The organism is Chryseobacterium aahli (assembly GCF_022699665.1).
GTDB classification, from domain to species: Bacteria; Bacteroidota; Bacteroidia; order Flavobacteriales; family Weeksellaceae; genus Chryseobacterium; species Chryseobacterium aahli.
In genome coordinates this window covers 133,552-159,368 of record NZ_JALDNB010000003.1, presented here as the reverse complement: position 1 = coordinate 159,368, position 25,817 = coordinate 133,552, and the positions used below count along the sequence as shown (strand labels likewise).

The following is a 25,817-nucleotide window of genomic DNA, read 5'->3' as shown; positions in this document are numbered from 1 at the left end:
TCCCGAAAAATTGGGCAATCTTTCGGGAATTTTAATTATTATTTAAGGAAATTAATTAACGTTTAATAAAAAAGTGTAGAGTTTCTTAGCTCCTGACAATACTTCGTTGTAATTTTCTTCGGTAACTTCAGTATCCAAAACCTCTTTAAAGTTCTTCCACATCGGTCCTGTATTTTCCTGATAGCATCCGAAAAAGTTGAATGTAACATCATCAAAACCTTCAGTTTTTGAAAGCTGCTTTGCGATTACGTTTCCACCCAAAGTAGAACCTTCAATCACGTACATTGCTCCCAAAGCTTCATGCTCATTGGCAAATTCAAGATCGTGAGAAGCCGTTTGATTGTCTAAGTCTAAACTCGCCAAATCTTTTTCAATCAACGGAAGTTTGACTCTTTTATCTAAATGAAGTTTTTCTGAAAATTTTGCTGAAAGGTTACTGAATATTTTGTTTTCACTGTGAAGAAGCATCAGATAATTGGTATTGATGATTTTCTTATAATCTTCTAAAGTGAACGTTTTGCTGAAAATTTTATCAGAACTAAATAATTTTTCAGCTGCATCATGAAACTCAGCGGTGTTTTGTTTTAAATATTCAGATACCATTTTTTGTTTTAAATTTAAAGTTGTTTCACAAATTTAGGGTTTTGAAACGTTAAAATAAAACAAGTTCCGTTAATACTGCTTTCGTAATCGACATTTCCGCCAATTCTATTCATAATTCGGTGAACAATTGAAAGACCGATTCCGTTTCCTTTGAATTTTCTGGCATTATCCATCCTGTTGAAAATCTTAAACATTCTGTGCTTTTCAGATTCAGGAATTCCGATACCGTTGTCGGTGATTTTGTAAATAACCTGCTCTCCATCTTCCATTCCTTCTATCAGAATTTCAGGCTGATCCTGTTTGGATGAATACTTGATTGCATTATTGATTATATTTAAAAACACCTGATGCAATAAAGTTTTGTCAGCCATAACGTTTGGACAATCTTTGACCACTACTACGCTTTTCGGAGTGTCAAAAGTCATTTTTGCATTTTCGGTGATTTTTCCAATGGTATGCTGTGTTTCTAAATCTTCCAGCTCAATTTCGCTGTGCTTGGCTCTGCTTAATTGCAAAACGTCATGCATCATTTCAGCCATATTGTCGATTTCGTCAATAATAGAACTGATTTTATGTTTGTTTTTATCAGAAATATCTGAAAGACTTTTCAGCAACATCTGCGCATTCAGTTTCATTACTGTCAACGGAGTTCCCAAATCATGCGAAATCGTATATGAAAAACTGTCTAATTCTTCATTTACTTTTTTAAGCTGCTCGTTCAGTCTTTTGATGGTGACGTACTGTCGGTGAGAAGTCTCCAAAATCACATCACGAATTGATTGTATCGCAATTTCGTTTCTGCTGCTCCATCTTCTGGAATTCCCCTTTATTTCTTCTTTAAAAGCTTCAAAAGAAGTTCTCGGTGAAATGATATTTCTTTCTTCTCCGTTTTGAGAAAATACTTCGATTTTCTTTTCGGGTTTTCCTGCCCAATTGATGTGGTCGTCAAATTCTTTTCTGAACCAGATCAGTAATTCATTTTTGCTTTTTTCAACAAAATAAATGACTATACCACCTGCTGTTTCATCAAGACCCAATTCATTACCGAAATCTTTTAGAAAACTACGGCTCATGAATATGGTTTCTTCAGTATTTCGATATGCCCAATCGACGATTTTGTGAATAACATCACGCTGGGGAGTAACACCGTCGGTCACGACATAATTTTCTGAAACTACTGCCAAACCGTCTGCTTCAGGAAGATTTCTGATTTCAGATTTGTTTTCTATAAGCGATTCGAATAAGGTATTATGCTTTAAAAATTCAGATTTAAGCTGTGATGCTTTTAAATTTAAATCTAAACGATATTCTAATTCTTTTTTTGATTTAAATGAAGAATAGGCATTGGATGCCAGCACTGTAAAAATGCCGGCCTGCACACGGTCTTCAAGATCAATATGTTTGGGTTCAGAATTTTGACAAGTCACCAAGCCCCAAAGTTTGTCATCAATAATAATTGACACACTGAAACTTGAAGAAGCGCCTGAGTTTTTGATGTACTGCCCATGAATAGGCGACATTGCACGTGAAGCTACAAAAGTAAGATCAATGGTATCAATCGTTTTGCTGACCAACTTCACCGGCTCTGCATACACATTACTGAAAATCCTTTTTCTTTTCTTTTTATAAAGGTCACGAGCCTGTCTCGGAATATCAGATTCGGGATAATGTAAGCCTAAATAACTTTCAAGACTATCATTGGCTTTTTCGGCAATCACTTTACCGGAACCATCTTCCATGAATTTGTAGACCATGATTCGGTCATAGTTGATGATATTGAAAAGCGTGCTTAAAAGCTGATCCCAAATTTCCTGATCATTATCGATGATGTAGAAATTATCGTACTTATTGGTGATTCGTTTTTCATGATTTTTTAAAAGTGCTTCAAATTCCAAAAAAATCTGATTCTGGCTTTTAAAAATCGAGAAGTGATATTCTTGATCTCCGATAAAAATTTTATCGAAGTATGTTTCGTTGTCTCTGCGGGTAAGGTTTTCTAAAGATTCGAAAATATCAGAAGTCATAACAGTCTGAAAAAGCTCCGGAAAATCTGTCAATTTCTTCCCAAAAAAGATTTCAGAATTTTCGGTATTAAAAATATCTGTAATATTTTCACTGAAAAATGTAATGGTATGAGATACTGCATCGATGCCAATCAGATAACCAAAACTTTGTATGTAGCCCGGTATATGGATGGGCTCATCATGACACTCAACAAAATTCATAAATAACACTTAAAGAATCAAAGTTAATCATTTTTACTGCCCGATAAATACATTGTGGTACCCAAGTTGAAATTTGTACTGATTATTAATAAAAATTATCACTTTTTAATAGTAATTTAACATGAGTATCTGATTATCAAAGCATAACAGTTAATTTTTATTAAAATATTCTGTGATATGCATAATATTCTATACCTTACAATATTAAATTACTCATCTTTTTTAAACCTCTTTATCAAAGTAAAGCATATAATATTTTCCTTTTTCATCCTGACCCTGCTCCAGCATTTTTCGGTCTCCGTGAATGTAAATATGGAAGTTTTTATCTAATTTAATAATGCTTTTAAAATGTCTCTGCGTTTTCTTAACTGCCGCTTCACTGATTGGAAATTCTTCTGCAATATTGATCTGCATCTCCTGCTCGTAATCGGTTTTAAAATTATTAAAGCTTTCAATGACATGCTCATCTTTCAAAACCTCAGCCGCAAAATCATCCAGCTTAAATTCTTCTTTTTCTTTAAAGAAATTAATCGACTGATTCAGAAAATCTGCCTGATCTGCCTTTGAAACCTCAAATTCCTGAGGAAGCTGCTTGATGATATAATCTTTATAAACCATCAACGCCTCTTGGGTGTGAAAATATTCATCGTCACGCTGCTTCACTTTCAGGAAATCTTCGAACCAATAATACATGTCGCCATTTTTGTTATTATCAACTACAGAAAGTACGTAACCGCTTTCTTTACTGCTGTTGTAAATCAATGCTGCTTTATCGATTTTTGAAAGGCTTATTCCCTGATCTTTATCTATTTCGAATGATTCATTTTTAGGGAAAATCTTTAGGAAAGATTCTCTTTTTTCGGTTTTAAAAATCCCGATTTTATCCACTTTGTCGTCACCTTCTCTGTCGTCTTCAAAATAAACAACAAACAATTCGCCACCCTGAACTCGTGGGTTTTCGGCAGCTTCAAAGAGATGCTTTGCCAGGTTTTCAGATTCCCAAAGGAACTTCGCTTTGTCTTCAAAAATTTCTGACACTGAACTGAATACGGGATTATTGACCAAATAAGAATCACTGTAAAACTGGTAAGTTTCTTCGGTTTTGAATGAACCTAAAAAATAATTCTCCAACAATTCTACGGTTCCTTCATCCAGCTGAAGTTCTTCCTGAGAAAGAATAAGTGATTCACCGTTGATTTTATTTCCGACTCTGTGTACTGCAATTTTTGAAAACATCTTTGATTTTTTGTGGACTGCAAAGATATTCAATCTGAGGATTAAAAACGACAAAAAATAATTTTTCAAAATTTTGTGTTAAAATGCAGAACTGCTTGGGATTTATAATAGTATTGCAGCTTTTTTTAAAACGCAAAGTACACAAAGTTTTTTTAAAATCATACTGTTTAATCGTTCGCAAAGGCGTTTCACTCAGCGAAGTCAGCTAAGGTTTTAACTCTCATGCTTTATACAGCAATTGCTTTGGATGTATTTTCTCGTCCTTTTTCTACGATACTTTGGAACTCATTTTTATTGAAAATTTTTAAAGATGAAAATTGAACATCAAAACATTGTCAGAAAGCTTTTATTATTTTCAGTTAAACATTTTGTCACTTATCATTTTGAAATTGACACAATAATTATAGAAGAGACATTAATAATTATGGAAATTGTCAGCAAAAAATTATTTCTCTGAGATCACCATTTCCATTTCATTACATATTTTAAAGGTTTCGTTACATCCTGATCAAAAACAACATTTTAAAATAGATTTAAAAATCAATCAGTTAGCAAAAAGTTATTTTAGCCAAAGTATTCAAAACATTCATCAACAAAGAGTTTATTAACCATTATCGTTTTTAATTTTAAATTAAACAACATTAATTTTTTTTAATTTTTTCCTGATGGTTTTGGTACACTTTTAGTAACTCTTAGAATGTTTAAAAAAATATTTTAACAATGAAGAATTTTGAAGCGGATACTATTAATGAAACTCAGGCAATCGAGCATTTAAAAATATTTTATCCATCAATTCAGAACGAAATTTCGCAGCTTTCTGCACAAAACAATTTTCCGGGCATTATTCAGTCGACCGTTGATTATCTAAAAGTTCTTTTAAAGGAATCTAAAATCAACATTGTCAACAGAAACATCAAAATGATGGAATGGATTTACAAAAACGGAACTTTCAATGTAAAACACATTATCGAAAATCTATTTATCAGGTCATTCGGAAGCTTAAAAAAACATACTGACAGCCAACAATGGAACATTCTGTATCAGTATATGCCGGTAGAATTTCAACAGATTTATCTTAACCAGACGAGACTGGATGAGATTATGTTTAAGAAGAATTAAATTTTGCAATAGACTGCGCCCAAGCTTTTAGCTTGGGCGCAGTCGTTTTATTTAAATAAATATTATTTAGATATTTCTCTAAAAATCCCCTCGCCTATGCTCGGGGATTTTATATTTAAGTTTTTTAAAAGATATTTTAGGGATTCTGATCATATCCCGCTACCTGAATTTGAGATAAAGGTACCTGATACAAATAATCATTGGTTGTAATGGTGTAATTATAGTTTAGCTGGGCAGCAGCCTGATTGATAACCGTAACTCCGGTATTCCAACGTACTAAATCATGCCAATACACACCTTCCCCAGCAAACTCTACTCTTCTTTCTTTACGAAGTGCTGTAGTAAAATTAGCAGCAGATATCGATGCAGAAACTGGTGCAAGGCCTGCTCTCTGACGGATTTTGTTTAAATAAAAAACAGCTGCACTTGTACTTCCCTCATTATTTAAAATTTCGGCATACATCAACATAACATCTTCATATCGTATAATCGGGAAGTTAATTGGCCAGTCGTAACGGTTACTGAGAACAATTCCTTTTTCACGGAATTTTACGAAAAATTTCGCCTGATCAGGTTGTCCGTTTGTCCCAATAAAACTTGTTTTGATCGTTAAAGGAAGTCTTAAATCTCCCGGCTCATAAGTATCAATCAATGATTGTGAAACACCTAATTCAGCAGAACTGAATAAACTGCCTTGTGCATTGTAATAGGGATCAGCAGAACCAAAATTCGGTGAAACATAACTTGGCAAATAAGAACCCTGAGACAAACCTCCACCGATATGCTGAATTTCAAAAATGTGATACTTATTATCATTTACACTTTTAAAAAGATCTGCATAATTAGGAGCAAAAGTCACGAACTGACCTTCACCCTGAATCACTGCAGACAAATGATCTTTTGCTTTCGCTACATAAGAACCGTTATTTAGCGGATATCCTGATCCTGTAAGATAAATTCTCCCCAACATGGCGTGAGCTGCAGACTTCGTAATTCTTCCTTTATTTGCGGCGTCATATACATCTTTCAAACCTGCTACCGATGCTTCAATTTCTGATGTAATGAAATTGTAAAGTGTCGCAAGATCTGTTCTTGGTATTTTAGCCGCCTCTTCAGGACTCACAGGTTTATCGATTAATGGAACTTTTCCAAAACTTCTCATCAACTCAAAATATGCGTAAGATCTTAAGAAACGAGCTTCAGAACGGTATTGTTCTTTAGTTGCCGGATTTGCAAACGGCACTGCATCTATTCTCGCTAAAAGCGTATTTGCGTAAGAGATCTGCTGATAAGCATCTTCCCAAAGAATTTCCATCTCATCAGTGGAAGAAGTATCCTGAAAACGGTTGATTGCGTAATAATCTCTGTTTCCGTTTTGTGAAATTGCATTAAAATTATTTGAGCGAACTTCTGACGCCAATAGATAAAAATTAACATCATACCCTCCTCTTGATGAAGCATTCACCATTGCTGAATATACTCCGGACAAAGCCTGCTGAATCTGTAATTCGGTAGTATAAAAAGAATTTTGGGTAATATTATTTTCAGGTTCCAGCATTAAATCATCTTCGCAACTGAGCATCCCAAGCATTATAGTTCCGCAAATCAATGCTTTTGTAAGAGATTTCATATTTAATTGTAAAAGGGAAGTATTTATTTTAGTGATTTTCATTTTTTTAAAATTTAGAAGTTAAAGTTTAAGCCCATCATATACACTTTCGCATTCGGATATGCTCCGTAATCGGTACCGTCTGACTGTACAGATTCTGGGTTGTAGCCACCATAATAGTTGTCTTTTCTCCAGACGTTTTCTAAGCTGACATACACTCTAAGGTTAGAAATTTTTAATTTATTCACTAAATCCTGCTCAAAATTATATCCTAAAGTAATATTTTTAAGCTGAATATAAGTTGCATCGTACAGCCATCTTGTATCTAGCAAACTCCCTGTTGTACCATCTAATCTTGGAGTTCTTCCATCTCCTGGTTCTGCATCAGAACGCCAGCGGTTTGCCCAATTCCCCATCACATTGGTTGTAGTACCCATTCCTGGACGGTCAATTGCGCGACCTAGCAAAGCATAGCTGTACCCACCTTTTTGTCCCTGGAAAAATACAGAAAGATCAAATCCTTTGTAAGAAAAAGTGTTGGTAAAACCCCAGTAATAATCAGGAGTTGGACTTCCGATAATATGACGGTCGTTTTCATTGATAATTCCGTCACCGTTTGCATCTCTGTATTTTGTATCACCAGCGATTGCGCCATTGGTTTTAGCAATACCTGCATTGGCAATATCTGCGCTAGAAAGCACGCCTATTGCTTCATACAAGTAAAATGAATTAAGCTCTTCTCCTACCTGAATAATATTGGTACTGTTACTAAAACCTGTATAAATAGGTGCATTATCAGTTCCTAACTGCAATACTTTATTATTATTAAATGCGATATTAGCAGATGTATTCCACTTGAAAGCTCCTGTTAAATTTTTTGTCGTTAAATCTAATTCCAAACCTTTGTTCTGCACTGAACCTACGTTTTTCCACATGATGTTATACCCTGTAACGTATGGTATTGGCTGTTGCAAAAGAAGGTCATTGGTTTTTTTGATATAATAATCGGCTGTAAAATCAATTCTGTTGAATAATCCTAATTCAAAACCAAAATCTGAAGATCTTGTTTTTTCCCAAGTTAAATCTGGATTGGGAATTGTATTTGGAATCAAACCATTTGAAAGATTTCCGCCAAATGAGTAATTTCCGCCTGCAAGTGTTCCAAATGCTCTGTAGTCGCCAATAGAATTATTTCCGTTCTCACCCCAGCTGTATCTAAGTTTTAGATTGCTTAACCAGCTTGAATCCTTTAAAAATTCTTCCTCATCTATTTTCCAAGCACCTCCGAATGCTGCAAATGTTCCCCAAAGATTATTCCACCCAAATCTCGAAGATCCATCTCTACGAATACTGGCAGACAACATGTATTTCTTTTTGTAATCATAGTTCACACGACCAAACATAGAAACCAACATCCATTCTGAAGCGGTATATTCTGAGTTAAGTACAGATGCAGATTGTGTGAAGTTAAAGGTCTTTAGATCATCATTAGGAAATCCTCTGTTCCGGTTATATTGACTTGTTGTTCTGTAATTTTCAGCACTATAACCTGCAATTGCATTAACACTGTGATCTCCGAAAGTTTTTTTATATGATAATAAAGCTTCTCCTAAATAGCGGTTATAATTCACCGTTCTACGGCTGGCGATGCTTACCTGCCCCGGAATATTGGTCACTAAGTTAAAAGTTGGTGTATATCCGTTATTCAGATTAAAGTTATTGGTTGCCCCTCCTGAAATTTTTAAGTTTAAACTTGGCAAAATATCATAAGACATATATAAACTGGATAGTAACCTGAATTCATTGGTATTATTGGTCGTGTTTTCTAGTGCCCCAATCGGACTCTGTGAAGAACTTGCCCATCGGTATCGGTCGTTTTTCCAGAAATTTGTATAAAGACCTGCCGACAATTCTGCCACAGGAACCATCGAGAGCATTTTGTGCGCTTCATTGTCTTTTCCGTCTACTGCTGCTCCGTAACTTTGAGAATAACTTGGTCTCAATGCAATTCCAGCTTTCCACTTATCTGAAATATTGACATCAACCACAGCGCTTAAATTAAACCTGTTGAATCCGGTATTGAGCGCCAAACCTTCCTGATCGAAATACGCAGCTGAAATAGCATATTTCACATTCTTATTTCCACCTCGCACTCCCAATTGATAATTTTGAATGGATGCCGGACGGTAAAACGCATCCTGCCAATCGATATTAGCGACCTGATTGGTCCCCCATCGAGGATCAATCATATATTGAACATTAGCCAAATTGTAGTTGGTCGTATTTGCTAAGTTAAAATACTTAGCCCTTACTTCGTAACTATCTGATGCTGAATTACCCGGCGCTAATGCAACCCACCTTTTGTTGATCGATTCAGTTGCATAATCTATCCATTCTGAGCTGGTCATAATATCCAGCTTTTTTTCGATAGTTTGTACACCATAATACTGTGAGAAAGTGAATGATGGTTTTCCTGTCGTTCCTTTTTTTGTTGTGACGATCACTACACCATTTGAACCACGAGAGCCGTACATTGCTGTAGAAGCAGCATCTTTTAATACTTCAATCGATTGCACATCATCAGGAGAAACGTTTGCCATATCGTCTACAACCATCCCATCAACAACATAAACAGGTGAATTACTTGCAGAAATTGAAGCGGTACCACGAACTCTGATTTCTAATGGTTCGCCAGGTTTTCCTGAAGTAGCACGCGTCTTAACCCCTGCAATCTGACCAGTTAATGCCTGGTCGACTCTCGAAATTGGACGATCTTTAAAGCTTTCAGCACTTACTCTACCCACAGAACCGGTAACTTCTCCTCTTTTTTGGGTACCGTAGGCAATGATAACTACTTCTTCGATATCCTTAGTTTTATTATTGGATTGTATCGTATCTTGATTCTTGGTCGTACCGGTCGGTTGTTTTTCCTGTGCGAAGATAAAACTTGTGGTACTTAATAAAATACCCAGAGTTACTATAGATTTCTTCATTCTAAGATTGGTGATTATTGATTATTTACTTGATGCTTGTATTTAAATTAAAACTTAAGAAAGGTTAAATCCTAAAGACATGATATTTCTCATGTTTTAATTTTCTTAAAAGTATAGTTATCATAAATTTCTGCTATCCTGCAGTTACCTGCTCAGATTTCAGTGGAAAGAATAAACAATAAACAACTCATTATAAAATACTTAACAATTCATTAATATATGTAAATCGCAAAAGGAGTCTGAAATGCTTCATTTGTAAACAAAAAATAATCCCCAAACTTTCGCATGGGGATTCATTTATTAATAATTGGTTGATAATTGATATTCTATTCTTTATTTAAATTGATAAATATAGTTATCATTTGACTTCAAACGAATTTTGAATAAAAGTTTATGATTAAGTGAATCTAAAACTTCCATATTAAAATTGTAATATTTATCATAATAAAGATTTTCTGCTTCAACTTTTATAAAAGCATTTTGAATTCCATTATTATCAAAATATGATATTTTTTTGGGAAACTGGGTAATTATCCTCACTTCATTTTCAATAGGTTTTATTGATAAAATTTTACCGCTTCCTCCATAATTTATTATAACAAAACCACCATCCTTTCCACTATATAAATCTTTCCGAAACTTTCTTACTTCAAAGAATGGGCTTCCCATATTATAAACAGTCGAAATCCAATACTTTGCCCCTTCAAAAAGAAAATCAGATTTTGGAGATGCAACAACTTCGTCTGTATTTCTTATCGCTTTTATTAAATCTTGCTTGGAAAGTGAAACAGTCCTTCCATTATTTTCTTCTTTAAGTAATTCCTTTACAGATAAGTAAGGATTAAGATTTATGAATTTATCTTTCGAAAACCTCATCATCTTTATTGTATCTGTTTTGACATCAACAACTTTAAGAATAAGTGGTTTTTTTATAGAATATTCAGGAGTTGGCTCTAAAATATATACTTGACTTGTATTTACATTTGCTATCGAACCTTTTATATATTTTTTCGTCTCCTCAAATTTACTTTGATGAACATCTTCATCAGTTTTTTTAATTTTAGTGAAAAAAACTATAAGCAATATAACACCAACAAAAAACAATCCTAAATAAATCAGGTTTTTATTCAATAGATTCTTCATCATAGAAAATATATTTTTTTAATACTCTACAAAATAACAAAAAATCCCCAAGCTCTTAAGCTCGGGGATTCTATTATTGCTTGACTCGCTGAGTCTTATTTAACTTCTTCAAAATCTGCATCCTGAACATCTTCTGCTCCGTTTGCCTGACCTTGATCTTGTGCTCCTGCTTCAGCGCCTTGACCTTGTGCATACATTTCTTCTGAAGCTGCCATCCAAGCTGCATCTAGAGCTTCGGTTTTAGCTTTTACATCGTCACCATTTTTAGCTTCGAAAGCGGTTTTCAATTCTGTGTGAGCAGTTTCGATCGCTGCTTTTTTGTCTGCAGACAATTTATCACCAAATTCTTTCAATTGCTTTTCAGTCTGGAAGATCAATCCATCAGCTTTGTTGAAGATTTCAACTTCTTCTTTTCTCTTGTTATCTGCTGCAGAGTTTTCCTGAGCTTCTTTTTTCATTCTTTCGATTTCCTCGTCAGAAAGACCAGAAGATGCCTGAATTTTAATAGACTGCTCTTTACCGGTTCCTTTATCTTTAGCAGAAACGCTCAAGATTCCGTTTGCATCGATATCGAAAGTTACTTCGATTTGAGGAACTCCTCTTTGTGCTGGTGGAATATCTGTCAAGTCAAATCTACCGATTTCTTTGTTATCGTTGAACATTGGTCTTTCACCTTGTCCTACTCTGATGCTTACAGCCGGCTGGTTATCAGAAGCTGTAGAGAATACTTCAGATTTTTTAGTTGGAATTGTAGTGTTTGCATCAATTAATTTAGTGAAAACAGAACCCATAGTTTCGATACCTAAAGAAAGTGGCGTAACGTCTAATAAAAGTACGTCTGTCACATCTCCAGTTAAAACTCCACCTTGAATAGCTGCACCAATTGCTACAACCTCATCTGGGTTAACACCTTTTGAAGGTTTTTTACCGAAGAATTTTTCAACTTCTTCCTGAATGATTGGGATTCTTGTAGAACCACCAACCAAGATTACTTCGTCGATATCTGAGATAGAAAGACCTGCATCAGAAAGCGCTTTTTTACAAGGCTCCATAGAACGTCTTACCAAGTCAGCAGATAATTGCTCAAATTTAGCTTTAGTCAAAGGCTTCACTAAGTGTTTAGGACCCGTAGCTGTAGCTGTGATATAAGGAAGGTTGATTTCAGTTTGAGGAGAAGAAGACAATTCGATTTTTGCTTTTTCAGCTGCTTCTTTCAATCTTTGTAATGCGATTGCATCAGATTTTAAGTCAACACCTTCTTCAGCTTTGAATTCGTCTGCCATCCAATTGATAATTACATCATCAAAGTCATCACCTCCTAAGTGTGTATCACCATTTGTAGACAATACTTCGAAAACGCCGTCTCCTAAATCAAGAATAGAAACGTCAAAAGTACCACCTCCTAAATCGTAAACTGCAATTTTTTGATCTTTGTGAGACTTGTCCATACCATAAGCCAAAGCTGCTGCTGTAGGCTCATTGATGATTCTTTCTACTTTAAGACCTGCGATTTCACCAGCTTCTTTAGTAGCTTGTCTCTGAGCATCGTTAAAGTAAGCCGGAACAGTAATTACCGCTCTTGTTACTTCCTGTCCAAGATAATCTTCAGCAGTTTTCTTCATTTTCTGAAGAATCATTGCAGAAATTTCCTGTGGTGTATATTCTCTGTCGTCGATTTTTACTTTTACAGTATCATTTGGGCCGCTTACAACTGCGTAAGGTACTCTTGAAACTTCAGAAGCATCATCTTTGAAATGTGTCCCGATGAATCTTTTGATAGAATATACAGTTTTTGTAGGGTTTGTTACAGCCTGTCTTTTTGCAGGATCACCCACTTTTCTTTCACCATCTTCTGTAAACGCTACAATAGAAGGCGTTGTTCTTTTTCCTTCTGCATTAGGGATAACTACAGCATCTTTACCTTCCATTACTGCAACGCAAGAGTTGGTAGTACCTAAGTCAATTCCGATTATTTTACTCATAATATTTATATTTTTCTAATTTTAAAGTTTAATTACACTCTCACTTTCTCAATATCTGTACCATTAGAATTTTTGTGACAAATTGACAGTTTCAATTATTTTTAAATAAAAACCGAGACAAATTTTAAACATAATATGTTCTAAGATGACAGTAATCAACTTGTTTTTTCACCTCAAAAATGACAAAGATTTTTAAAAAGCTTATTATTAAAAAGTTTACAAAATCCTTCAATAAGCTCAGATGACATTATTTAGATTTTTTTAATCATCGCCGGTGTCAGGCTGAGCCTGCCGAAGTCTTCTGTTGCTTTCAAACATTTTCTGTAATCTAATGTGAATTATGTGTCTAAAAAATAATTTCACTGTTTTAATGACTTTTTCTTCAACTAAAAATTTAATTAAGAATTAACTTTAGAATCAGATAAAACATGAGTTTTATTATTATTTTTGATAAATTTTACTAATACCTATGTCTGTACATTTTAATCCCAGAGATATTACCTGGTTGGCGTTTAATGAAAGAGTTTTACAGGAAGCAATGGACGAAAATGTGCCTTTGCATCTTAGAATCAGGTTTCTTGGGATTTTTTCCAACAATTTAGATGAATTTTTCAGAGTGCGTGTAGCCGGTCTTAAGCGTGCCATGGATTTTAAGGAAAAAGTAATTGCCGAATCTTTCTATCAGCCGCCATCAAAAATTCTTCAGAGGATTAACGAAATTGTCATCACCCAACAGGCAGATTTCGACAAAACCTGGAAAAAAATTCAGGTTGAAATGGCAGACCAGAAAGTTTTCATTAAAACTTCAAAAAACCTTACGGCCAGACAGAAAGAATTTGTAAGACAATATTTTGATGAAGTGGTAGAATCTAATGTTATTCCTATTCTTCTTCACGAAAATACGCCGATGCCTTACTATAGAGACAAAAGTTTGTATCTGGGTGTGGCGATGAGGAAAAAAGACTGGCAATATCACAGCAATTATGCAATTATTGAGATTCCATCCCGTTTTGTGGGAAGATTTGTCCTTTTGCCTACGGAAGATTTAGAAGAAAAAAATGTCATGCTTTTAGAAGATGTCATTACATTTAACTTGCCACACATTTTTTCCTATTTCGGATATGACGAGTTTTCTGCCAATTCTTTTAAAGTCACAAAAGATGCAGAAATGGACATCGATAATGACATCAAAACCAATTTTGCCGAGAAAATAGAAAAAGGTCTTAAAAACAGACGAAAAGGAAAACCTACCCGTTTTGTTTTCGATAAAGATATGGATAAGGCTTTGCTCGAACTGCTCATCCGAAAATTAAATTTAAGCAAGAAAGACAGCATCATCCCCGGTGGAAAGATTCATAATTTCAAACACTTTATGGATTTCCCGGATGTTTTTGAATATTATAAAAAACCTGTTGAAAGAACTTCATTTACGCATCAGGCTTTTGAGCACGGTGAAAGAGTAACCGATGTAATTTTGAAACAAGATGTCTTATTAAGTTTTCCTTATCACACTTACACACCAGTAATCGATTTGCTACGTGAAGCTGCAATGGATCCTGATGTAAAATCTATCCAGATCACCGCTTATCGTTTAGCCAGCAACTCAAAAATAAGCAACGCTTTAATTTACGCTGCTCGAAACGGTAAAGAAGTGACGGTAATGCTTGAGCTTCAGGCAAGATTTGATGAAGAATCGAATCTGATGTGGAAAGAAATGTTTGAACCTGAAGGAATCACAGTTTTAATAGGAATTCCAGATAAGAAGGTTCACGCTAAACTGTGTATTATTAAAAAACGTGTACATAACAAAACGTTACAATATGGTTTTGTAAGCACAGGAAATTTCAACGAAAAAACAGCAAGAATATATGGTGACCACTTGATAATGACTTCTGACAGAGGCATTATGGCAGATATTAATAAAGTTTTTACCGTTCTTAAAAAACCGAAAGAAGATTATCTTTCGGTGTTGAAAACCTGCAAAAATCTAATGGTCTGTCCGCAATTTATGCGTGAAAAAATTGTGCAGCATATCGATAAAGAAATTGAAGAAGCAAAAGCGGGAAGAAAAGCACAAATGATCGTAAAAGCCAATTCTATAAGTGATCGTGGATTGATTTTAAAAATGTACGAAGCTGCAGAAGCCGGTGTAGTGATTAAAATAATTGTACGTGGAATTTATTGTGCCATTAATCAGAAAGATTTTAAAGAAAAAATAAAAGCCATCAGTATTGTAGACGAATATCTTGAGCATGCAAGAGTAATGTATTTCTACAACAAAGGTGCTGAAGACATCTATATTTCATCTGCCGACTGGATGAACAGAAACCTAGACTACAGAATTGAAGCCGCCGCAAAAATTACTGATAAAAATCTAAAAAAAGAGCTGAAAGATATTCTTGATATTCAATTAAGAGATAATGTGAAAGCGAGAATTCTAGATAAAAAACTGAGCAACGAATACATCAGCAACGACCAGAAAGAATGCCGCTCTCAAATTGAAACATATAAATATCTGAAAGCAAAGACTGGGAAATAGATTTTGAAACATTAAGGATATTAAATCTTTAAGGATAAATAAGCTTCAGATTTTTTAAGTTTTACCAAGGTAAAATTATTAAGCAGGACACTTAAATCAATTTTATTGATCCTAAATCAATCTTAATCCTTCAATGTTCTTAATGGTTTAAAATTTTCAAGAATGAATATTAAATCAGCTCTGAAATTAACATAAAGAATTAATTTTTGTACATTCGTTTTTTAAAAACATTCGATTTTAAATTAAACAACTGAAATTCAATAAAATACAATCTAAAATGATCATTGCAGCGATAGACATAGGAAGTAATGCAGCCCGACTTTTAATCAACGAGGTAAAAATTCAAAACGGAAAACCTGAATTTATTAAATTAAATCTCCTGCGAATCCCTCTGCGATTAGGAATGGATGTATTCACCCTTGGAAAAATCGGGGTTGAAAGAGAAAAAATGGTCTTAGATTCGATGAAAATTTTCAGTGATTTAATGAAAATTTATAAAGTTGAACATTACAGAGCCTGCGCCACGAGCGCAATGCGTGATGCTGAAAATGGAAAGGAAATTATTGAAAAAGTAAAAAATCTTGCTGATCTTTCCATCGAAATTATTTCTGGGGATGAAGAAGCGACTTTGGTTTACGAAAACCACGTTGCAGAAGGTCTTGACAAAGATTTCGCCTATCTTTATGTAGATGTTGGCGGTGGTTCTACAGAGCTTACCTTCTACGAAAACGATCAAATGGTCTACGAAAAATCTTTCAACATCGGAACGATTCGTCTTCTCAACAATCTCGTGACAGAAGACAATTGGAAAGAAATGAAAGAAGAAATAAAAGCCAACATCAGCAGCAAAAAACAAATTGTAGCCATCGGTTCCGGCGGAAACATCAATAAAGTATTCTCGATGAGCAAAACCAAAGACGGCAAACCTATGTCAATTGCCTATTTAAAAAATGCTTACAAAGAATTTAATAGTCTGACTGTTGAGGAGAGAATGACAAAATACGGTTTCAGAGAAGACAGAGCCGATGTTTTGGCTCACGCTTTGAAAATCTACAATTTCGTGATGCATTGGGCAGATATCAACAAGATTTTTGTTCCGAAAATTTCTGTTGCGGATGGATTGATTCATAATATTTATGAGAGAGTTTTGGGGGAGGAATAATTTCTTGAAATTTAGCAGTAATTACGTCATCAAAACAAAATTCAAATGTAAACATCCGAATGAGAAATATTTGTTAAATACATAGACTGAATTTAGGTAATGTTATGTAATTTTTGCTTGGCAATGCATAAATTTGAGAGATAGCAAAAATGACTATGAGACGAATTACAATTATTCTAACTTTGCTTTATTCGGCAATAAATTTAAATGCTCAAAATATAAAATTTAGAGAAAATATTGACAAAGATTCTTTGTTCAATGTTATTGTTGAAAAACTACCTGCTGAAATGCATGAGGATTTCATTAAAACATACAAGAGTGGAAATGAACAAGAAAAGGAATTTTTACTATTTATGGCTTCAATGCCTGAGAGTAGTAAAAAAGAACTAATAGAAAATTTTGAGCACAAAAAATCAGAGATTCAAATATTGAAGGTAGAATATCAGAAACTTATACCTAAAAGTTATATAGTGGATATCGAATTTAAACCAGAGAACAAAATTTTTACAATTACAGAAGAAATTAGTATTAAAATCTACAAATTGAAATACAAGAGTGAAAAGGAAAATTCAGATGATATTCAAAGAACTAATGATTTAAAGGTTATTTCTCAAAATTGGAATTTGAAACCAAATTCTAATGAGTTGGAAAAAATTCTTAAGTCGATTGGATGGACACATCAAACTCTTGATGAAATTAAAAAACTTTTAAATCAAGCAAATTGTATTTCGATACAAAACGGAAAGATTACAAATATAGGTTTCGCAAGGAGCGGAATGGGAAAGTATTCATATAAAATTTTCGACAAACCCCTTAACGAGAAAGAAAAAATAGAATATAACAACAATTGTCAATATATTTTTTATAAAGATAACATTGTTCTGGAATACGGTGGTGGCGCAATTGGTTCACAGTGTTTTGAAAAAAAATAAAAAACACTTCTGCAGACGGACATTTTGGTACTAATTTTTTAAATCTTTAACAGTAATTTAAAATTACATCACATTCCAAACAAATAATTAACCATTTCATAACCTTCCCTTAAAACCCTCACAACCTACAACCTTCATTTTTGCACAAATAATAAATTGTAAAAATGAAGAACAAATATCTTTTGAGAGGTTTACTGCCTATCGCTGCATTATTTCACGGCGCGCTTACTGCACAGACCACATTAGTTCATTACTGGAACTTTAACAATAGTACATCTCTTGCAGCAATTACTGCTCCTACATCATCGCTTTTGAATGGTTCAATCACAGCAGTGTCTACCGGAACAGGAAATACTGATACTTACATTGATTTTTCAAATGGTACCAATCAAAATTTCAATGTCGATAATTTAAACGCAAGAAACGGCGACGCTTCCGGAACGCATTTAAGATATAATTATCCGATCAACGGAAATGTGCAGTTTCTTTTACCAACTACAGGATATAACAATGTTGTCGTAAAATTTACTACTAGAAGATCGGGTTCCGGGGCAGGAAATCAAAACTGGTTTTACTCTTTAGACGGAACTACTTTTGTACCTTACCAGACGGTAACCTCACAAGATGCCAACCCACAATTGATTACATTTGATTTTTCAGCAATTGCAGGAGTTTCAAACAACCCAAATTTTAAGTTAAAAGTAGAATTCTCTCAAGGTAGCGGAGGAGCTGTTGGAAACAACAGATTTGATAACTTCACCGTTGATGCCACTCCAGCCGGAGGTGTTGATACTACTCCACCGACCGTTGCATATTTGCCTGCAAACAACTTGAACAACGCTTCTACAACGGTAAATCCTACAATCACATTCAATGAAAATGTAAGATTGATTGACAATTCTACGATTACTTCTGCTAACGCTCAGAGTTTAGTTGAATTAAGATTGAACAACGCAACGGGAACTGTTGTTCCTTTCACCACGACTTTCGTCAACAATACAATAACGGTAATTCCAACGGCTGGTTTGGTTCCGAATCAGGCTTATTATTTAGCTTTAAAACCTAATTTAGTTGAAGATACCAGCGACAATGCAGTAACAACAGCTACTTCAAGTACTTTCACAACGGCAGCAACAAGCATTGCTTTAGATAAAAATTTAATTAAAGTCAATGAAAATGCAGGTACATTAGCATTTAAAATCAATGTGACCAACCCTTCGAATGCAACTGTGAATTTGGTAGTAAAATCTGCTTCATTCAACACCGCTAACAGCAGTGATTTTACTTTAGCTAATCAAACCATCAATATTACGCCTTCAACGACAAGCGTCACAGTTAATATTCCGATCATCGACGATACTTTGGAAGAACAGCAGGCTGAATATTTTGTGGTTGGTCTTGAGAATCCGGTCGGTGCAACGATTACAGGCGATGCCAATTCTACGATTTATATTATTGATAATGATAAAGCCGCACCGGTTGCTTCCAATCAGATTCAGTTAAATTATATCGGAAGTTTTGATCCTTCAGGAAACAGCACAAGTTCGACAGAAATAGTAGTTCATGATGCTGCAACACAAAGATTATTTACGATCAGTTCTTTGACAGATGTTTTTGATATCATTAACTTCTCAAATCCGACTACACCAACAGTTATTCAAACTGTTAATATGGCGCCTTACGGAGGAATTACGAGCATCGCAGTAAAGAACGGAATTATCGCAGTAGCTTCTCCGAACGGAACGAATCCTCAAGGAAATGGTTCGGTTGTATTTTTCGACATCAATGGAGTTTTCCTGAAACAACTAAATGTTGGTGTTTTACCAGACATGATTACATTTACACCAGACGGAACAAAAGTGATGACCGCAAACGAGGGCGAACCCAACGATGCGTACACGGTAGATCCTGAAGGCTCAATCAGCATTATTGATGTGCCTACTTTGACGGTAGCAGGAATTCAGGCTTTAACGCAGACGAATGTTACCACACTTGGTTTCACGCAATTTAACGGAATGGAAACTACTTTGGCAGCGACCGGAGGAAGAAAAGTAAAGTCGACCAGCACTTTGGCGCAGGATTTAGAACCTGAATATATTGCCATCAGTCCGGACAGTCAGAAAGCATGGGTTTCTTGTCAGGAAAACAATGCGATCATTGAGGTTAATTTAGCGACAAAAGCATTGACTGGAATTTGGGGATTAGGTAAAAAAGATATGAGCCTTCCAGGAAACGGCTTCGACGCTTCAGACAATAATGGAGAAGTTTTAATTGCCAACTGGCCAGTGAAAGCGTATTACAATCCGGATGCAATGGCATCTTATAAAATAGGAAACACCAATTATCTGGTTACTGCAAACGAAGGAGACGAAAAAGATTTAGGCGGATTTAGTGAAAGAACAACTGTTGGAGCCAATGGATATACTTTAGATTCAACGGTTTTCCCGAATGCTTCGATTTTAAAAGCTTCGCATAATTTAGGAAGATTCAGAACGACAAGTGTAAATGGAAATACAGATGGTGATGCTGAATACGAAGAAATTCACGCTTTGGGAGCAAGATCATTCTCAATTTTCAATACAGACACCAAACAGTTGGTTTTCGATAGCGGAGATCAGTTTGAAAGACATGTTGCAGCCTACCATCCATTGATTTTCAATGCCGATAACGAAGCCAACGGAGCCAAAACCCGAAGTCGTGCAAAAGGTCCTGAACCTGAAGGTGTAACTTTAGGAACTATTAATGGACAAACTTTCGCATTTATCACTTTGGAAAGAACCGGAGGCGTGATGGTTTATAACGTTACAGATCCGAACAACGTGACTTTTGTAGATTACAAACATTCAAGATCAACTTCTGCATTTGGAGGAGACAACGGTCCAGAGGGAATTACTTATATTCCGTCCGTAAATATGAATAATGGAAAAGGTTACGTTATCGTTGCCAACGAGATCAGCGGAACTTTGTCGATGTACGAAGTTGCCCTTTCGCCAACGTTATCTACGGGTGAAGTTAAAACCGAGAAAGCAACATTCAACATCTTCCCGAATCCTGTGAACAAAGGAAATACCCTATATTTCAACAGAGCTCAGGGTTATGAATTGTACGATATGAGCGGAAAAATTCTTGGAAAAGAAAAATCTGCCTTAACAATCGACACCTCAAAACTAAACACCGGAGTTTATTTAATTAAAACTTCAGAAGGTGAAGTAAAAAGAGTAATTGTAAAGTAGTTTTTATAAATATTTGATTTTAATGAAGCCTCGGTAATTTTTTCCGGGGCTTTTTTTCAAACAAAGATTTTTCGAAAATAGAACATTTCATTTTACTATAAATACAGCCGTTTAATCCTATCTACTCAGCAGTTTTACTTACTCTAGTACAACAAAGTTCTAGATGTACAACAGATAAAAAAACTAAAAAACAACTAAATTCGCGCAAAAAATTAATAGACTTTATGACTACAAAAATTACTATTACGGCCATCGCAATGATTTCCACTTTTTATTTAAATTTGAACGCACAAACCATCAATTTAGATACAACTTTTGGAAATAATGGAATAGTTTCAATACCATTAACTGGTGAAGCTGATGATTTGCAGATTATAGAAAGTGCCGACAATAAACTTTTTGTTTACGGAAAAGACGTTCCTTCATCTGTTTCATTAACTCCAAATAAAATTTACAAACTTAATTTAGATGGAAGCTATGATAATTCTTTCGGGATTGGTGGTACTTTAACGCTACCAAATTATGTGAGCGATTTCACAATAATACCTCAAGGATCGGATAAAATTTTAGTTTCATTTCAAAAAACGTCGGAAGATTCATCAGCACAAATAAGTATCAGAAGATATAATCTAAATGACGGATCACTAGATACTACATTTGGTACTGCTGGAGAATTTACCACTACTTTTAACGGAGCGAACGGTTTCCGCAACAACAACACCGTAGTTTTATCGGATAGTTCAATCTTATTATCTACAGGTACAAGATTTATTAAGCTTTTATCAAACGGCACAACGGATAACAGCTACGGAAATAATGGAATTATTGTACAAAACAATAATGGTTATATACTAAGATCTGGTTCAGAAATACTAAATTTTCATAATGATAAAATAAGTAAAACAACATTAACAGGAACAATTGTAAACAGTTTTGGTCTAAATGGAAACTTTACTTATCCGGCATCAAGTTATTATTTTTCAAAAATTGACGTCAATGGAAATATTAATTCTTTGGATCTAGACAACAACCTATTTTATAACATCAACACGGCGGGAAGTCTATCGAATACTATTAATCTGACCAATGATAATAATACTCTTGATTTCTACAGTAATTTTGTTAATCATGGAAACGAATTTTATTTTGTAGGAGGAACAACCTCTGAGCATCCTTTTATTTCTCATTATAATAATTCGGGGAATTTGGTGCAAATCAATAATCAAAATTCATACAAAGAAACAGGCGTTGATGGGTCTTACACCTCTCTAATTGTAAAAAATAATTCTATCTACGCGGCAGGAGACAAATACACAGGCAATACGTCATACTACATTATTGCTAAATATAATATTTCAAATGCAAGCCTGTCAGCTAACGAAGTGAAGTCCGAGAAAGCAACGTTCAACATCTTCCCGAATCCTGTAAATAAAGGAAAAAACTTACATTTCAACAAAACCCAGGGCTACGAGTTATACGATATGAGCGGAAAAATTCTTGGAAAAGAAAAATCTGCCTTAACCATCGACACCTCCAAACTAAACATCGGAGTTTATTTAATTAAAACTTCAGAAGGAGAAGTGAAGAGAGTAATTGTAAAGTAAAATTTTCATATTTGATTTTGTTAAGCCTCGGGATTTTCCGGGGCTTTTTAATATAGAAAATGTCTCCAAATAAATTAACCTATAAATATTTCTTTACATTTTGAGTTAAGCTTGAATATTGTTAAAAACTTTGTACATTTGAAGTAATTGGAATTATAAAATACTATACTTAAATGACATGTTCGAGAGGAAAAGCAAATCCAAACAATTTTACAAAAATTAAATTATTTGCAAACTCAGGCGGTTATTGCCAAAATCCTGATTGCAATCAACCGTTATTTAAAACATTTTCTTCGAAAGAAATCCACATTGCTGAAATTGCACATATTATAAGCGTCAACGAGGGTGCAAGAAAAAATAGTGTTATGAAATCAGTAGATAAAGGTAATTACAATAATTTGATTTTATTATGTCCCACATGTCACACAGTAATCGATAAAAATGAAGAAGATTTTCCAGAATCATTAATTTTACAATGGAAATTCAATCATGAAGAAAATTTAGCAAAAGTTTTTTCAATTAAAAAATTTGATAATAGAGCAGCCGTTAAACAAATCATAGACCCTTTATTTTTGGAGAATAAAACTATTTTTGATGTATATGGTCCTGAAACTGAAGAAAGATTTAACCCTGAAAGTGAAATGCCTGAACTTTGGTTAAACAAAATAAGAACTATCATAATACCAAATAATAGAAAAATTTTGAATATAATTGAAGCTAATTATCATTTACTACATGATAATGAAAAAGAAAAATTTCAAAATTTTAAACAACACATAAATGATTTTGAAGCAAAACATATTTTTAATTCAACAACGACTGGAATTCGTTTTCCAAAAGAAATAGTCTCGATATATGTATAGTGATAATTGGTCAAAAAATTTTCTCATAGAAAAATTAAAAGATTTTAATTCTGCAAAAAAAATAATATCAATAGATCAAAATCTAATAGAGATAGAGCGAAAAAAAGGTATCAACTTTCATAGTTTTATTCTTTCTTTGGAAATAGTAGAGCATGAAAAAATAGAAGAAATTTGTGAAAAATATTCTGATTTAAATTTTATTGTTAATATAAAAAAGCAGTATAATATATCTGCAAAAACAACAAAATTTCTAAATGATAAAAATATCTCATTTGGTAGTTTAGGAGATTTCATGAGATACTGTAATGAGAGAGATAATAATATTTTGATTGATAAAGAATTTTCTTTTGTTTCTAGAGGATTAAGACAACACAAAAAAGTCAAAAGCTTTGAAAGATTAGACAATAGAAGAATTAGAGTTACACGGATTGGACTACCTACAATAGTTGTAATTATGATAAACGATTATGACATTACAGCAGAATCAATTAGATTTGCCGTTGACCTATATGGCGATTTTCATGTAGTTGTCAAGACAAACCCTAATGGTTCAATTACAGATCAAGCTACTGTAGTCGGTGACAAATTAAGAATTGATATTTGCAAATGGGGAATTTTTTTGGGAAAATTAAATTCTAAATGGGGGAAGTAGTACTTTTTGAAAAAAAATTTCTTGAGTTTTTGCATAAAATTAATTGTACTGATTTTGAATTTTATTTATTTGGTTCAAGTCTAAAACGAAAAAATTATCACGACATTGATATTTTAATAATTTACAACAACTACGAAGTTTTGAAAGAAGTAAAAGCTAAAATTAATTTTGAATTTGCTGATTTTTTTCCACATCTAACTTGTATAACTTTTAATGAAGAAAAGGAATTACAATTCATAAAAATGGTAGCAGCAAAAAAATTAAACTAACAAAAAACCTTTATAAAAAAAATTAGTATATAATATCAAAAGCAAAAAAAGACAGACTTCAAAAGAAATCTGTCTTCAAAAAATATATCGTCGTATTTTTTATTCTACATTCACTACCTTTTCAATTTCGGGAGCGTGTTGTTTGATGGTATTTTCTACCCCTAATTTCAGTGTTGAGAAATTAAGAGAGCAACCTGAACAGTTTCCCAGAAGTTTTACGAAAACGGTATTATCTTTTACATCCAAAAGCTCAATATCGCCACCGTCTTTGTTTAAAAACGGACGGATGCTTTCAAGAGCTTCCAATACCTTGGTTACAGTTTGTTCGTGTGCTATATTTGTCTCCATATTCGAATTTGGTTTTTCAAAAATTAATTTGAAATCATTATTTATTTTTTTGGTGAGCAACCTGCCATTGTCGTGATTTTCACGGCTTCTGTAGGCGGTAGAAACTTATTTCTTTCTACTAAACTCTCTACCATTTTTCTTGCAGTTTCTACATAAATTTCTGCAATTTTAGTGCCTTCCTGAAGCGCTGCAGGTCTTCCCACATCTCCCGCTTCTCTGATACTCTGAATCAACGGAATTTCACCCAAAACAGGAATATTTAAATCATCTGCCAAATATTGCGCTCCCTGATTTCCAAAGATATAATATTTATTGTCAGGTAATTCTTCCGGCGTAAAATATGCCATATTTTCTATCAATCCAAGAACAGGAATGTTGATACTTTCCATATTAAACATTGCAATACCTTTTCTCACATCCGCCAAAGCAACATGTTGAGGTGTACTTACAATCACTGCTCCTGTTACCGGAACTTCCTGAATGATAGATAAATGAATATCACCAGTTCCAGGAGGAAGGTCGATCAACAAGAAATCTAATTCTCCCCAAGCTGCATCTCTGATCATCTGGTTTAAAGCTTTTGAAGCCATTGGTCCTCTCCAAACTACCGCCTGATTTGCTCCTGAGAAATATCCGATGGAAAGCATTTTCACACCGTAGTTTTCGATAGGTTTCATCAAATTTTTCCCGTCAATTTCTACAGAAATCGGCTTTTGACCTTCTGTATCAAACATGGTTGGAACAGACGGCCCGTAAATATCGGCATCTAAAATTCCGACTTTGAAACCCATTTTTGCTAAAGTTACTGCAAGATTAGCAGCAACCGTAGACTTACCAACACCTCCTTTTCCGGATGCAATGGCAATAATATTTTGAATTCCAGGGATTTGTTTTCCTTTGATCTGACTTAGCTGAACTTCGCTTGGCTCCGGAGAAACTATTTTTAGTTTTAAATTAATCTCTTCTCCAAATTCACTTGCAAAAGCCTGTTTCATTGCTGCCTCAAGCTTCTTCTTTTCGTGCATTGCCGGTGAATGAGCGGTCATGTCGATATACACATCGCTGCCCATTACCTGAAAGTTACTCACCAAATCATCTACTTCTATTTCTTTAAGGAAATCCTGAACTTTTTCTTTAGTCAACATAAAAATATAAATTGTCTACAAATTTACGGAAATTTTAGCTATTTAGAATCAATAAAGAGACAGATAGACAAATTCTTTTATAGATTGTTTTTACTTATTTTCAAAGTTTTTAATTAAATCCTATATCAAAAAAAAGATAAAAATTACTTTTGTTAAAATC

Annotated in this window: 18 protein-coding genes; 9 read left to right on the top strand and 9 right to left on the bottom strand. The window is 34.1% G+C overall.

What is annotated here, in order from left to right:
• Positions 1 to 51: 51 nt before the first annotated feature.
• From MQX03_RS06805 to MQX03_RS06795, 3 genes are all read right to left on the bottom strand, one after another.
• Positions 52 to 603: a biliverdin-producing heme oxygenase gene (locus MQX03_RS06805; protein WP_242802237.1), complete on the bottom strand. Its 552-nt coding sequence runs from the start codon at positions 601 to 603 to the stop codon at positions 52 to 54.
• A gap of 14 nt (positions 604 to 617) precedes the next feature.
• Complete coding sequence (locus MQX03_RS06800) at positions 618 to 2,828, bottom strand: ATP-binding protein (protein WP_242802236.1); 2,211 nt, start codon at positions 2,826 to 2,828, stop codon at positions 618 to 620.
• 222 nt (positions 2,829 to 3,050) lie between these two features.
• Positions 3,051 to 4,064 (bottom strand): nucleoid-associated protein, encoded by a 1,014-nt coding sequence (locus MQX03_RS06795; RefSeq protein WP_229985643.1) that lies wholly within the window; start codon positions 4,062 to 4,064, stop codon positions 3,051 to 3,053.
• Positions 4,065 to 4,784: 720 nt separating this feature from the next.
• Here MQX03_RS06795 and MQX03_RS06790 point away from each other — a divergent pair.
• Positions 4,785 to 5,183, top strand: a complete 399-nt coding sequence (locus MQX03_RS06790) for a DUF7674 family protein (RefSeq protein ID WP_229985645.1) — start codon at positions 4,785 to 4,787, stop codon at positions 5,181 to 5,183.
• Between the two features lie 136 nt (positions 5,184 to 5,319).
• On the opposite strand, the gene MQX03_RS06785 is transcribed toward MQX03_RS06790, so the two are convergent.
• From MQX03_RS06785 to dnaK, 4 genes are all read right to left on the bottom strand, one after another.
• The gene (locus tag MQX03_RS06785; RefSeq protein ID WP_242802235.1) at positions 5,320 to 6,813 is read right to left on the bottom strand and encodes a RagB/SusD family nutrient uptake outer membrane protein; all 1,494 of its coding nucleotides are present in this window, start codon (positions 6,811 to 6,813) and stop codon (positions 5,320 to 5,322) included.
• A gap of 53 nt (positions 6,814 to 6,866) precedes the next feature.
• Positions 6,867 to 9,785: a SusC/RagA family TonB-linked outer membrane protein gene (locus MQX03_RS06780; RefSeq protein ID WP_242802234.1), complete on the bottom strand. Its 2,919-nt coding sequence runs from the start codon at positions 9,783 to 9,785 to the stop codon at positions 6,867 to 6,869.
• Positions 9,786 to 10,118: 333 nt separating this feature from the next.
• The gene (locus tag MQX03_RS06775) at positions 10,119 to 10,931 is read right to left on the bottom strand and encodes a hypothetical protein (protein WP_242802233.1); all 813 of its coding nucleotides are present in this window, start codon (positions 10,929 to 10,931) and stop codon (positions 10,119 to 10,121) included.
• Positions 10,932 to 11,023: 92 nt separating this feature from the next.
• Positions 11,024 to 12,910, bottom strand: coding sequence for a molecular chaperone DnaK (gene dnaK / locus MQX03_RS06770; protein ID WP_242802232.1), 1,887 nt, complete (start codon positions 12,908 to 12,910; stop codon positions 11,024 to 11,026).
• A 469-nt stretch (positions 12,911 to 13,379) separates the two neighbouring features.
• Here dnaK and ppk1 point away from each other — a divergent pair, with 469 nt between their 5' ends.
• The 8 genes from ppk1 to MQX03_RS06730 all read left to right on the top strand — a co-directional run bounded on the left by ppk1 (position 13,380) and on the right by MQX03_RS06730 (position 24,164).
• A complete protein-coding gene (gene ppk1, locus MQX03_RS06765) occupies positions 13,380 to 15,449 on the top strand; it encodes a polyphosphate kinase 1 (protein ID WP_242802231.1) in 2,070 nt (689 codons plus the stop codon).
• Positions 15,450 to 15,726: 277 nt separating this feature from the next.
• Positions 15,727 to 16,611: a Ppx/GppA phosphatase family protein gene (locus tag MQX03_RS06760; protein ID WP_242802230.1), complete on the top strand. Its 885-nt coding sequence runs from the start codon at positions 15,727 to 15,729 to the stop codon at positions 16,609 to 16,611.
• 155 nt (positions 16,612 to 16,766) lie between these two features.
• Entirely contained in the window at positions 16,767 to 17,543 is a 777-nt protein-coding gene (locus MQX03_RS06755) for a hypothetical protein (protein WP_242802229.1), read from the top strand.
• Positions 17,544 to 17,707: 164 nt separating this feature from the next.
• Positions 17,708 to 20,776 (top strand): choice-of-anchor I family protein, encoded by a 3,069-nt coding sequence (locus tag MQX03_RS06750; protein ID WP_242802228.1) that lies wholly within the window; start codon positions 17,708 to 17,710, stop codon positions 20,774 to 20,776.
• Positions 20,777 to 21,000: 224 nt separating this feature from the next.
• Complete coding sequence (locus MQX03_RS06745; RefSeq protein ID WP_242802227.1) at positions 21,001 to 22,380, top strand: T9SS type A sorting domain-containing protein; 1,380 nt, start codon at positions 21,001 to 21,003, stop codon at positions 22,378 to 22,380.
• A gap of 173 nt (positions 22,381 to 22,553) precedes the next feature.
• Positions 22,554 to 23,243, top strand: a complete 690-nt coding sequence (locus MQX03_RS06740; protein ID WP_242802226.1) for a hypothetical protein — start codon at positions 22,554 to 22,556, stop codon at positions 23,241 to 23,243.
• Entirely contained in the window at positions 23,236 to 23,895 is a 660-nt protein-coding gene (locus tag MQX03_RS06735; RefSeq protein ID WP_242802225.1) for a hypothetical protein, read from the top strand. Before MQX03_RS06740 ends, MQX03_RS06735 begins: the two co-directional genes overlap by 8 nt.
• On the top strand, positions 23,883 to 24,164 hold the full coding sequence (locus tag MQX03_RS06730) for a nucleotidyltransferase domain-containing protein (RefSeq protein ID WP_242802224.1): 282 nt from the start codon (positions 23,883 to 23,885) through the stop codon (positions 24,162 to 24,164). The genes MQX03_RS06735 and MQX03_RS06730 overlap by 13 nt, the downstream gene beginning before the upstream one ends.
• A 99-nt stretch (positions 24,165 to 24,263) precedes the next feature.
• Here MQX03_RS06730 and MQX03_RS06725 read toward each other — a convergent pair whose 3' ends face one another.
• Both MQX03_RS06725 and MQX03_RS06720 read right to left on the bottom strand, forming a co-directional pair.
• Positions 24,264 to 24,512, bottom strand: coding sequence for a NifU family protein (locus MQX03_RS06725; RefSeq protein ID WP_242802223.1), 249 nt, complete (start codon positions 24,510 to 24,512; stop codon positions 24,264 to 24,266).
• Between the two features lie 41 nt (positions 24,513 to 24,553).
• Positions 24,554 to 25,657 carry an Mrp/NBP35 family ATP-binding protein gene (locus tag MQX03_RS06720; RefSeq protein WP_242802222.1) on the bottom strand — a complete coding sequence of 368 codons (1,104 nt, stop codon included), beginning with the start codon at positions 25,655 to 25,657 and terminating at the stop codon, positions 24,554 to 24,556.
• Positions 25,658 to 25,817: the final 160 nt, after the last annotated feature.

Bases quoted from the DNA above. Each gene is read 5' to 3' on its own strand.
- MQX03_RS06755 (WP_242802229.1), top strand. From the start codon at position 16,767: ATGAGACGAATTACAATTATTCTAACTTTGCTTTATTCGGCAATAAAT.
- MQX03_RS06730 (WP_242802224.1), top strand. From the start codon at position 23,883: ATGGGGGAAGTAGTACTTTTTGAAAAAAAATTTCTTGAGTTTTTGCAT.
- MQX03_RS06740 (WP_242802226.1), top strand. From the start codon at position 22,554: ATGACATGTTCGAGAGGAAAAGCAAATCCAAACAATTTTACAAAAATT.
- MQX03_RS06750 (WP_242802228.1), top strand. From the start codon at position 17,708: ATGAAGAACAAATATCTTTTGAGAGGTTTACTGCCTATCGCTGCATTA.
- MQX03_RS06780 (WP_242802234.1), bottom strand. From the start codon at position 9,785: ATGAAGAAATCTATAGTAACTCTGGGTATTTTATTAAGTACCACAAGT.
- MQX03_RS06775 (WP_242802233.1), bottom strand. From the start codon at position 10,931: ATGATGAAGAATCTATTGAATAAAAACCTGATTTATTTAGGATTGTTT.
- MQX03_RS06720 (WP_242802222.1), bottom strand. From the start codon at position 25,657: ATGTTGACTAAAGAAAAAGTTCAGGATTTCCTTAAAGAAATAGAAGTA.
- MQX03_RS06790 (WP_229985645.1), top strand. From the start codon at position 4,785: ATGAAGAATTTTGAAGCGGATACTATTAATGAAACTCAGGCAATCGAG.
- dnaK (WP_242802232.1), bottom strand. From the start codon at position 12,910: ATGAGTAAAATAATCGGAATTGACTTAGGTACTACCAACTCTTGCGTT.
- MQX03_RS06760 (WP_242802230.1), top strand. From the start codon at position 15,727: ATGATCATTGCAGCGATAGACATAGGAAGTAATGCAGCCCGACTTTTA.
- ppk1 (WP_242802231.1), top strand. From the start codon at position 13,380: ATGTCTGTACATTTTAATCCCAGAGATATTACCTGGTTGGCGTTTAAT.
- MQX03_RS06745 (WP_242802227.1), top strand. From the start codon at position 21,001: ATGACTACAAAAATTACTATTACGGCCATCGCAATGATTTCCACTTTT.
- MQX03_RS06785 (WP_242802235.1), bottom strand. From the start codon at position 6,813: ATGAAATCTCTTACAAAAGCATTGATTTGCGGAACTATAATGCTTGGG.
- MQX03_RS06800 (WP_242802236.1), bottom strand. From the start codon at position 2,828: ATGAATTTTGTTGAGTGTCATGATGAGCCCATCCATATACCGGGCTAC.
- MQX03_RS06735 (WP_242802225.1), top strand. From the start codon at position 23,236: ATGTATAGTGATAATTGGTCAAAAAATTTTCTCATAGAAAAATTAAAA.
- MQX03_RS06795 (WP_229985643.1), bottom strand. From the start codon at position 4,064: ATGTTTTCAAAAATTGCAGTACACAGAGTCGGAAATAAAATCAACGGT.
- MQX03_RS06725 (WP_242802223.1), bottom strand. From the start codon at position 24,512: ATGGAGACAAATATAGCACACGAACAAACTGTAACCAAGGTATTGGAA.
- MQX03_RS06805 (WP_242802237.1), bottom strand. From the start codon at position 603: ATGGTATCTGAATATTTAAAACAAAACACCGCTGAGTTTCATGATGCA.